General features: G+C 46.8%; 9 protein-coding genes. 2 read left to right on the forward strand and 7 right to left on the reverse strand.

Annotated features, from left to right (window positions below):
* Positions 1 to 262: glycosyltransferase family 2 protein (locus ACXLDX_RS09525; RefSeq protein WP_457576945.1), on the reverse strand; the 262-nt coding region annotated here is incomplete at its 3' end.
* A 70-nt stretch (positions 263 to 332) separates the two neighbouring features.
* Entirely contained in the window at positions 333 to 905 is a 573-nt protein-coding gene (locus tag ACXLDX_RS09530; protein WP_457576946.1) for an LbetaH domain-containing protein, read from the reverse strand.
* 169 nt (positions 906 to 1074) lie between these two features.
* On the opposite strand from ACXLDX_RS09530, the gene ACXLDX_RS09535 reads away from it, so the two are divergent.
* Positions 1075 to 2403, forward strand: coding sequence for a serine/threonine protein kinase (locus tag ACXLDX_RS09535; protein ID WP_457576947.1), 1329 nt, complete (start codon positions 1075 to 1077; stop codon positions 2401 to 2403).
* A 29-nt stretch (positions 2404 to 2432) separates the two neighbouring features.
* On the opposite strand, the gene ACXLDX_RS09540 is transcribed toward ACXLDX_RS09535, so the two are convergent.
* From ACXLDX_RS09540 to ACXLDX_RS09560, 5 genes are all read right to left on the reverse strand, one after another.
* Positions 2433 to 3167: a metallophosphoesterase family protein gene (locus tag ACXLDX_RS09540; protein ID WP_457576948.1), complete on the reverse strand. Its 735-nt coding sequence runs from the start codon at positions 3165 to 3167 to the stop codon at positions 2433 to 2435.
* A 34-nt stretch (positions 3168 to 3201) separates the two neighbouring features.
* The gene (gene plsY / locus ACXLDX_RS09545; RefSeq protein ID WP_457576949.1) at positions 3202 to 3795 is read right to left on the reverse strand and encodes a glycerol-3-phosphate 1-O-acyltransferase PlsY; all 594 of its coding nucleotides are present in this window, start codon (positions 3793 to 3795) and stop codon (positions 3202 to 3204) included.
* Between the two features lie 59 nt (positions 3796 to 3854).
* On the reverse strand, positions 3855 to 4358 hold the full coding sequence (locus ACXLDX_RS09550; RefSeq protein ID WP_457576950.1) for a universal stress protein: 504 nt from the start codon (positions 4356 to 4358) through the stop codon (positions 3855 to 3857).
* Positions 4359 to 4430: 72 nt separating this feature from the next.
* Positions 4431 to 7028 carry a TRAP transporter permease gene (locus tag ACXLDX_RS09555; RefSeq protein WP_457576951.1) on the reverse strand — a complete coding sequence of 866 codons (2598 nt, stop codon included), beginning with the start codon at positions 7026 to 7028 and terminating at the stop codon, positions 4431 to 4433.
* Positions 7029 to 7338: 310 nt separating this feature from the next.
* Positions 7339 to 8319 (reverse strand): TAXI family TRAP transporter solute-binding subunit, encoded by a 981-nt coding sequence (locus ACXLDX_RS09560; protein ID WP_457576952.1) that lies wholly within the window; start codon positions 8317 to 8319, stop codon positions 7339 to 7341.
* 700 nt (positions 8320 to 9019) lie between these two features.
* On the opposite strand from ACXLDX_RS09560, the gene ACXLDX_RS09565 reads away from it, so the two are divergent.
* A partial coding sequence (locus ACXLDX_RS09565; protein ID WP_457576953.1) for a peptide deformylase occupies positions 9020 to 9131 on the forward strand: 112 nt, incomplete at its 3' end.

Consider the following 9131-nt stretch of genomic DNA (forward strand, 5'->3'; position numbering starts at 1 on the left):
ATTCATCCGCATCTAATCGAAGTATCCACTCTGTTGTTTCTATCTGTCCCAGGGCCCAGTTAAACTGGGTTGAATGATTGGTCCAGGAATGTTGGACGACTTTTGCACCATGTTCTTCGGCAATGGAAACAGTTGCGTCTGTTGAAAAACAATCAACAACCAGGACTGAATCAGCGACACCTTTGAGGCTCGTCAGGCACCGGGGCAGGTGTTGTTCTTCGTTATAGGTCAGGATTACTGCCGTAAGTTTTGATGGTTCCATATTGTTTTATTCCGACAAGTCACGGAAATTCAGACACCCGTAGATTTGGGCAATCGAAAATGCTCCTGGATCAGTTAATGGATTTAAGATCACGTATTATTCTTTTCTTGACTGGTTTAGCGGGATTACCCGCTACAACAGTCCAGGGCTTAACATCTTTTGTGACTACAGCTCGTGCGCCGACAACCACACCTTCGCTGATGGTCACTCCAGGGCCAATGAAGGCATCTGCGCACACCCAGGTGTCATTAAGTATTATAATAGGTGGTTTTAACAATGGCAAAGTGGAATGAGTGTAATCATGGGTGCCGGCACATAGATGGCTGCGGTGAGAGATTGTCGCCTTTTTTCCAATTGTTATTTTTCCCAGGTTGTAGATATACGCATGTTCTCCTATGCTTGACCAGTCCCCAATTTCAAGGTTCCATGGCATGAAAATTGACACAGTATTATAAATATGAACTTCTTTTCCGATCCGGGCGCCAAATAAGCGGAGAAGAAATCGACGCCACCGGAAAAAAGGTCTGGGGCTGAACAGAAAAAGAGGACGTATAATATTCCATATCTGTCTTGCCACCAGTTCTTTTGCAGAATATTTTCGGGAAGAACGATTAATTTTTATCTGTAGTGAGTGCTCCGACATTTTCTGTTTTCATCTGAATTTTTATCAATTGAGATTTCCAGTGATTTTTGACCGCAGGCTAGCCTGATCAAACAGGCCCAATCCACAATTTGGCTGAGTTTCATGGGGAATCAGAAATTATTTTGCCCACATCCCCTCTTCTCTGCTAGGATGAAAGAGAGGAGGAGCTATGAGTTTGCAACCGACAGCCGATAGACTACTGCTTTTTAACCTGTCACCCGGGGAGACTCGGCTTATCGCCAGGCTTGTTACCTCTTTTTCCCTTGAAACAGTTTCTCTTCAAATCAACGAACTCAGCCAATACCTGGAAACAAAGCCCCAGCGTCCAGTCAGCCTGGTGATTTTCCATGTGGATGCAGAAAACAACAGGCAACATCTTGATATCAGGAAAATTCGGGAGCATCTTGGTGAGAATGTTCCCATACTAATCCTTATTCCGGCTAATAATAGAAAAAACATCAGGAAATATCTGAAGGCCGGGGCCGATGACTACCTGCTTCTACCCCTGAATCAGGATCAGTTCTCCGTCAGTTTCCTCATACTGCTCGAAATCGGCCAGACGATGGCCCAGGCGCAAAGGCAGCAGACATCACGGAGCAGCACTTTTACCTGGAACAGGTTGATTAACTCATTCCGGACCGGAGAAAGTTACTTCTCCCCCAGAACTCTTGCCGGAAACCGGAAAACTGAGGGAAAATTCAACAAATGGGAAAAGCTCCACCGTCTTGGCCTGGGAGGATTCGGTGTAGTCTGGCTCGTCAAGGAAACCGGGACAGGGAGACTTGCAGTGGCCAAAACCCCCCATTCACCGGCGTTGAATATACGTGTACTGCGATCCGCCGCTATTCTGAAACGACTTATCCATCATCCCGGTATCTGTCAGCTTCTGGAGGTTGTCAAACACAACGGTAAATTCATACTTATCCAGGAATATATCAACGGCCCGACCCTGCAGGATCTGTTAAAAACAAAAATTCCCGCCCGTGACAGGGAAGACTACTTCTGCCAACTTCTCTCAGCGGTTGCATTTTCCCACAATCACAGGATCCTGCATCGTGATATTAAGCCTGAAAACATCATGATAAGTAAAACAGGAAGAGTAAAACTGCTGGATTTCGGGATTGCAAAGGACCTCTCCCGGCAGGGAGCCGGAAGGAGTTCAGAAGGCACCCTGAGTTACATGGCCCCGGAACAGTATGCCGGCAAAAGCTGTCTCGCCTCCGATATCTGGTCCCTGGGCATTATCCTCTATATTTTTGCCACCAATGCCGTTCCCTACCAGCTCTACAATGATGAATACCCGGAAGACATGGAAAAAGAACTGCAGGACAGGGCTCCGTTGACAATCAATCCCCAAATAGACCGTGAACTTGACAGGATTATCATGGGCTGCCTGGAAGTGGATCCCGAAAAACGATACGGACAAGGCTACGCCCTGCAGCAGGATCTCTTTAAAACTTTCCCCCTGTTCGGCTCCGGTGAACTTCTCCCGCCATAATCCGGTTTTTGAATCTCCGGCACGAAATGTTAAAGTCCTTTTAACAGCCTCCGACCGAATTCTTCCGGAAGTCCCGATGAAAAGATCTTCTCCTTCGTCCTGTGGAAATCATAATTGAATCTGTAAAACTCAACGCTCTTCCTTTCTGTGTCATATATGAGATAAGCCCCTCGAACATCACCATCTCTGGGTTGTCCTATGGAGCCGCAGTTAAAAATCTGCCGGTTCAGGGATGACATGGGAACAACAGTGCCGTTTCTGGGGGAACGAATATAAACACAGAAAAAATTCCTGCGTGTAATGGCAACCGGTACATGGGTATGGCCGAGAAAGAGGAGTTTTGTCTTTGACCTGGCAAATGATTTGGAAATAGAACTCTTCTCGGAAACATAATACCAGTTTCTGGGTTTATATGGATTGGAATGACAGAAAAAAGTATCATTCCATCTGACAGTATCAATCATCTCCTTGAGAAAGAAAAAATTCTCATCGGATAACCTCTTTCTCGTCCAGGAAATTGCCTTCCTGGTAGCCGCACCTGCTCTCATCGGGACACCGAGGACGGCGGCATCATGGTTTCCGAGAATAAAAACCGCGTGGGAAAGATTGCGCAACCGATCAATGCAATCGTTGGGGTCCGGTCCGTAACCCACAACATCCCCCAGGCAGATATAACGGTCGATATTTTTGACGGAACAGTGACGCAGAAATGCCTGGAGTGCTTCCAGGTTCGCGTGTATATCGGAGAAAACGGCAACCCGCATAACTGTATCTCGAATCAGAAAAGAGTATCGGGAATTATTTCTTCTTCCAGCTTTTTTCCTCCCCTTTCAACAGTCTTGATATATTTTCATGGTGTTTAAGCCAGATGAGCAGGCCCACAAAGGCAGCGGCCCAGATAGTGGCCGGTGAACTCCCCATCAACCACAACCACACAGGCATCAGAGCAGAAGCCAGAAGAGAACCTGCCGAGACAAAACCGGTCAGGGCAACAGCACCTGCAAAGACAACGAGACTGATTAAAATAGCAGGAGCCGAAAGATAAAGAAACACGCCGAGCCCTGTAGCCACCCCCTTGCCGCCCTTAAAACCAAGATACACAGGGAACATGTGACCAAGCACCGCGGCAATACCCGCAAGAAGCACAAATCCTTCCCGGCTGCTGGATTCAGGCAAAAAAAACGCCGCCAGGTACATGGGTAGAAAACCCTTGAGACAATCACAGACCAGGGTCAGAAACCCCAGTTTCCTGCCCAGTACCCGGCTCACATTGGTGGCTCCGATATTACGGCTCCCCGCCTGGCGGACATCAGTTCCCGCAAGCTTGCTGAAAACCAGACCAAACGGGATGGAACCGATAAAATAACCGAGCAGGGGAAAAAGATACTTCATAGGAAACTACTCACAATGTTGATAACTCTACATTTTATTTGGGTCGTCATATCCCCGCCCTATGCTTTCTCCCTGTCCCTGTGCCTGGTAAATTTTTTCAGCAACCGGTCGGAAACATCATCATCACGATAGGAAACAATGGTAACGGGACATTTTCGAAACATCCTTTCAGCGACAGATCCAGCAAATATATGTCTGATATCGTGGGTCTTGATGCCCATCACCACCATATCAATATTCTCATCCACAACGAGTTTCAGCAATTCGTTTGTCGGATCACCAATTTTAAAAGTAAAATTGACCTGGTCATCGGGCAATGTCATCTCGGCCATCAGGTCCTTCAGTTCGACACGACGCTCTTTTTTCACGGTTTCCAGATAATCTTCAACACCGACCTTGTACCCCAGGGAAGATATCTTGTTGACAGCCTCCAGATCCCGCTCATTAATGACATTGACAACAATCATGGCTGCATTGAAGGAAGCAGCAATCCCTGCTGCATAATGCAAAATACCTTTAGAGTATTGTGAAAACGCAATGGGTACCAAAATTTTTTTAACCATAGGATACTCTCGATACTGTTTTCAAACAGCCGGCCGGTGAAAACAGTCACCGGCCATTCTGCTGTTTATATACTAGGAAGCTGCTGCAACCAGTTCCTCTTCATTAATTTTCCTGGCTCTACCGCGCTGAATATACCATAACAGGGCGAGAAGCATCATTGCCGGAATAAAGACCAGTTGCTTTGGCGGACGGTCGGTCTTCATCTGAACACCCGTAATTTCCTGGTCAAAATCTATCTTTGCCTTTTCAGCAGGGCTGCCAAAAGCAACAAGATCAACCAGAATTTTACCATCTTCTTTTCTCGTTTCAAGACCAATGGTACTGAGTCTCTCCCTGCCGGTTGCTCCATCCCCCACGGGCAGCATCACTGTCATCTTGAACTGTTTCCCGTTATCTTTCTCACCCTTGAGCTGGAGCCTGAGCATGGATCCGGGTTTCATTTCACCCACGACCTGTTCCAGTTCCGAAGCCGGTTTTTCCATGAGGGGCGGATAGACTTTATCCCAGAAATAACCTGGTCTGAAAAGCGCGAAAGCGACCAGAAGAAGTGCAGCAGTCTCCCACCACTTGTTTTTTGTCAGGAACCACCCCTGGGTCCCGGCAGCAAAAACCAGCATGGCAACAACTGCAGTAACGATGGTCAGAACAAGATGATACCAGTGTTCTACCCCGATCATCAACAGTTCAGTGTTGAAGATGAAAATAAAGGGGAGGATGGCCGTCCTGATATCATAGCCGAAACCCTGGATACCCGTACGGATGGGATCACCTCCCGAGATCCCGGCGGCGGCAAAGGCTGCAAGTCCGACAGGCGGTGTATCATCCGCCAGAATACCGAAGTAAAAAACAAAAAGATGGACGGCAATCAGGGGAACAATCAGTCCGTTCTGCGCTCCAAGGCTGACAATAACAGGAGCCATCAGAGTGGAAACAACAATATAGTTCGCAGTCGTCGGCAGCCCCATACCAAGCAGAAGGCTGATACCGGCGGTAAACAGCAGAATCAGCATAAGGTTACCACCGGAAATAAACTCAACAAACTCAGTCATAACCAGACCGATTCCGGTGAGTGTTACCGTACCGACAACAATACCGGCAGCCGCTGTCGCCACCCCGATTCCGATCATGTTTCTGGCACCGGCCACCATTCCGTCGATGAGATCATTCCAACCCCGGACAAAAGAAAAATCATCTCCCTGCATTTTTCTGAAAAAACCTTTCAGGGGATGCTGGGTAAGAACGATAACCACCATCAGAACAGATGCCCAGAAAGCGGACAGTGACGGTGACAGTCTTTCCACGGTAAGACACCACATCAAAACAACAATGGGTAGAATAAAATAGTACCCTGCCTGGGCAGTCTCCCCGAGAGGAGGCAGTTCTTTGATATCAGTTGTGATTTCCAGTTCCGGAACACGACAGGCAAAGGCAATGAGAAGAACATACGCCACCGCAAGCAGAACACAGACAATCCAGATTGTGGCATCCCCGGCTACCGTTTTGATCCAGCCGAGACCGTAATAGGTTACCCCACCTAGGATGATAAGGGTAAGAATAGTTATGATAAAACTTGTCACACCCTGGACAAAAGTTTTGGTCTTACGCTTTTTCATTCCCTTCAATCCCATCTTGCAGGCTTCCAGGTGCACAATATAGACCAAGGCAATATAGGATATAATGGCAGGAAGAAAGGCATGTTTGATGACTTCAATATAAGATATTCCCACATATTCCACCATCAGAAATGCCGCAGCACCCATTACCGGTGGAGTCAGCTGACCGTTGGTGGAAGAGGCCACCTCTACCGCGCCGGCCTTTTCAGCAGAAAAACCAACCTTTTTCATAAGGGGAATGGTAAATGTCCCCGTCGTTACCACGTTAGCGATGGACGAGCCTGAAACCAACCCTGTCATTGCAGAGGAAACAACTGCGGCCTTTGCCGGCCCACCCCGCAAGTGGCCAAGTCCAGCAAAAGCGGTTCTGATAAAATAATTGCCCGCACCTGCCGCCTCAAGAAGCGAGCCAAATAGAACAAACATGAAAACCATACCGGTGGAAACTCCCAGGGCAACTCCATAAACACCTTCGGTCGTCAACCAGTAATGGGTCATCCCCTTGGAAAAGCTTGCACCCTTATGGGCAATAACCTCGGGCATATATGGTCCTGCAAAGGTATACAGGGTAAACACCATGGCTACAACCATCAGTGGAGGCCCAAGCGCCCGCCGGGTGGCTTCCAGCAGCAGGATAAGTCCAACCAGGGAAACACCAAGATCCAGCAGCGTGGGTTGTCCCGGACGGGTGGAAAGATCAGAATAAAACAGAAACAGATATGCTGCACAGAAGGCAGCTATAAAAGCCACGACCCAGTCCTGTATCGGAATATATTGCTTGGGTGAAGATTTAAAGGTCGGAAAAGCAGTGTAGGCGAGAAAAACGGCAAAAGCCAGGTGAATTGCTCTTGCTTCAGTGTCATTTAAAACAAAAATATTAAATACAAAGGGTAGCGGAGATGCATACCAGAGCTGGAAAAGAGTCCAGGCCAACGGTACAAAAAAAAGGACATTTTTAGAGATTTTCCCCTGAGGATTACGACCGCCTGTGTCCGCCTCTGCGACCATCTCCTGTACATGCTCACTGGGTAATGGTTTTTCGGTAGGTTGAGTCATTTCGACGACTTCTCCTTTTCATTCCTGAAACAGTAGCTGAAAGTATAGAATCCCCGTCTGGACAGCACCCGACAGGAAAACTGTCAATGCGAGTACAGATACATCTCTATATATCGAGTAAAATTACATAATGAAAACCTGTGCGAAGATAAAAAAAGAAATGTGCAGCCGTAAAATCCGGCTGCACACAAAGCTAAAGGCTATTTGGAAAAATTTCGTTTTCGTCCAATTTTCTGTCCCTTGATCCCGGACGAAAATTTTATTTTTTTCAAAACACCCTGTAGGATACAGCTGATGTTTTTTATTTCAATTACATCAGACCTGCTTCTTTGTAGTATTTAACGGCACCTGCATGGAGAGGAGCAGAGAGACCTGCCTTGATCATTTCCTCTTTTTTCAGGGTAGCAAAGGCAGGATGAAGCTTCTTGAACTGGTCAAAGTTCTCAAAAACAGCCTTCACTATATTATAGATAACCTTCTCGGGTACCTTGGAGGAAGTGACAAAAGTTGCGGCGACACCAAAAGTCTTGGTATCGGCATCGGTTCCCCTGTACATTCCACCGGGAATAACTGCTTTTTTGTAATAGGGCTTTTCTGCAACCAGGGCGTCAATTTCAGGTCCTTCAACATTGACCAGGACAGCGTCACAGGAGGTGGTTGCCTCTTTGATGGAACCATTCGGAAAACCTACAACATACACCATGGCATCAATCTTGTTATCACAGAGAGCCTTGGACTGCTCGGCTGCCTTAAGTTCCGAAGCCAGTTTAAAATCAGCTTTTGTCCAACCCATCTTCTCCATGACAACTTCCATGGTTCCACGCTGTCCTGATCCCGGATTACCGATATTAACCCGCTTTCCTTTCAGATCTTTAAAATTCTTAATACCGGCATCGGCTCTGGCAACAACAGTAAACGGTTCTGAATGAATGGAAAATACTGAACGCAGATCTTTGTTTGGTCCCTGCTTTTTGAACTTGCTGGTTCCATGATAAGCATGATACTGCCAGTCAGACTGGGCAACACCCATATCAAGCTCACCGGCCCTGATTGCATTCAGATTGTAAATAGAACCACCGGTACTCTCAACCGTCGCACGGAGTCCATGCTCTTTCTTACCCTTGTTGACCAGACGCGCGATTGCACCGCCAGTGGGATAATAAACACCGGTAACACCGCCGGTACCGATGGTCACAAAGGTCTGATCAGATGCCATGACACTGGTTGCTGAACTCAGTGCAGTGACACAGCCAAATGCAATTGCTGCCATTAAAGATGCTGTCCGTTTCATACTTTTTCTCCCTCATTTTCGTTAATTACTTTCCCCCCGACTCCCAAAGAAATATCGAGGAAACAAAAAACACATCCGTCATGTGTAATCGACATTTTCAGGTGCCCATCACACATTCTGTCCAGTCTCGAAAGACCGCGAATAAAAATACACATCACAACAATTTAAATGAGAAGTCAAGCTTTTTTCAAAGGGCTTTAAATGATTTTTCCGCAAATCTCCCGTCAGGCTGGACAGCCCGGTTTTTCTGGCCCCGGGGATTGTTTTCCCTTCCTTTTTTTGCCATCTGATATTCCAGCGTTTTCTTGAATACTTGCATGGAAGACACCTCAAACTCTCCCGGAAAAACCCCTGTTGACAGCCGCCATCTCTCCCTCCCCTATTTGAATAATGGCAGAAAAAAAAACCCTGTGGTAAATTGATAAACTACGTTCAAGTGACAATAAGTGCTTCATTCCGGAAAATGGTAATACCACCGTTTAAACGGTTTCAATGCATAACAGGCAGTAAAAAACTGTAATTGCTCACAGGCACCCAACTTTTCACGGTCTCTTTTGTCCGCATAGGTAGGTTATAGCGGACAAAAGAGCCTGCAACAATCTGCGGCACCTGGAAGCAATTACACTTCAGAGGTTATAAAATCACAGAGTTGCTACACCTGTGACCAATTACAATAATCTTTGTGATCAGTTACGATACAATGACTATTCAAAAAATATACAAATACCCTGAACCGGTTCTGCGGAAAAAAACAGAGAAAATCACCGTCTTTGACAGAGAACTGGCAAACCTTGCCGACGACATGGCTGAAA

This window comes from Desulfomarina sp., assembly GCF_054039375.1.

Bases quoted from the DNA above. Each gene is read 5' to 3' on its own strand.
- plsY (WP_457576949.1), bottom strand. From the start codon at position 3,795: ATGAAGTATCTTTTTCCCCTGCTCGGTTATTTTATCGGTTCCATCCCG.
- ACXLDX_RS09535 (WP_457576947.1), top strand. From the start codon at position 1,075: ATGAGTTTGCAACCGACAGCCGATAGACTACTGCTTTTTAACCTGTCA.
- ACXLDX_RS09550 (WP_457576950.1), bottom strand. From the start codon at position 4,358: ATGGTTAAAAAAATTTTGGTACCCATTGCGTTTTCACAATACTCTAAA.
- ACXLDX_RS09555 (WP_457576951.1), bottom strand. From the start codon at position 7,028: ATGACTCAACCTACCGAAAAACCATTACCCAGTGAGCATGTACAGGAG.
- ACXLDX_RS09540 (WP_457576948.1), bottom strand. From the start codon at position 3,167: ATGCGGGTTGCCGTTTTCTCCGATATACACGCGAACCTGGAAGCACTC.
- ACXLDX_RS09560 (WP_457576952.1), bottom strand. From the start codon at position 8,319: ATGAAACGGACAGCATCTTTAATGGCAGCAATTGCATTTGGCTGTGTC.
- ACXLDX_RS09530 (WP_457576946.1), bottom strand. From the start codon at position 905: ATGTCGGAGCACTCACTACAGATAAAAATTAATCGTTCTTCCCGAAAA.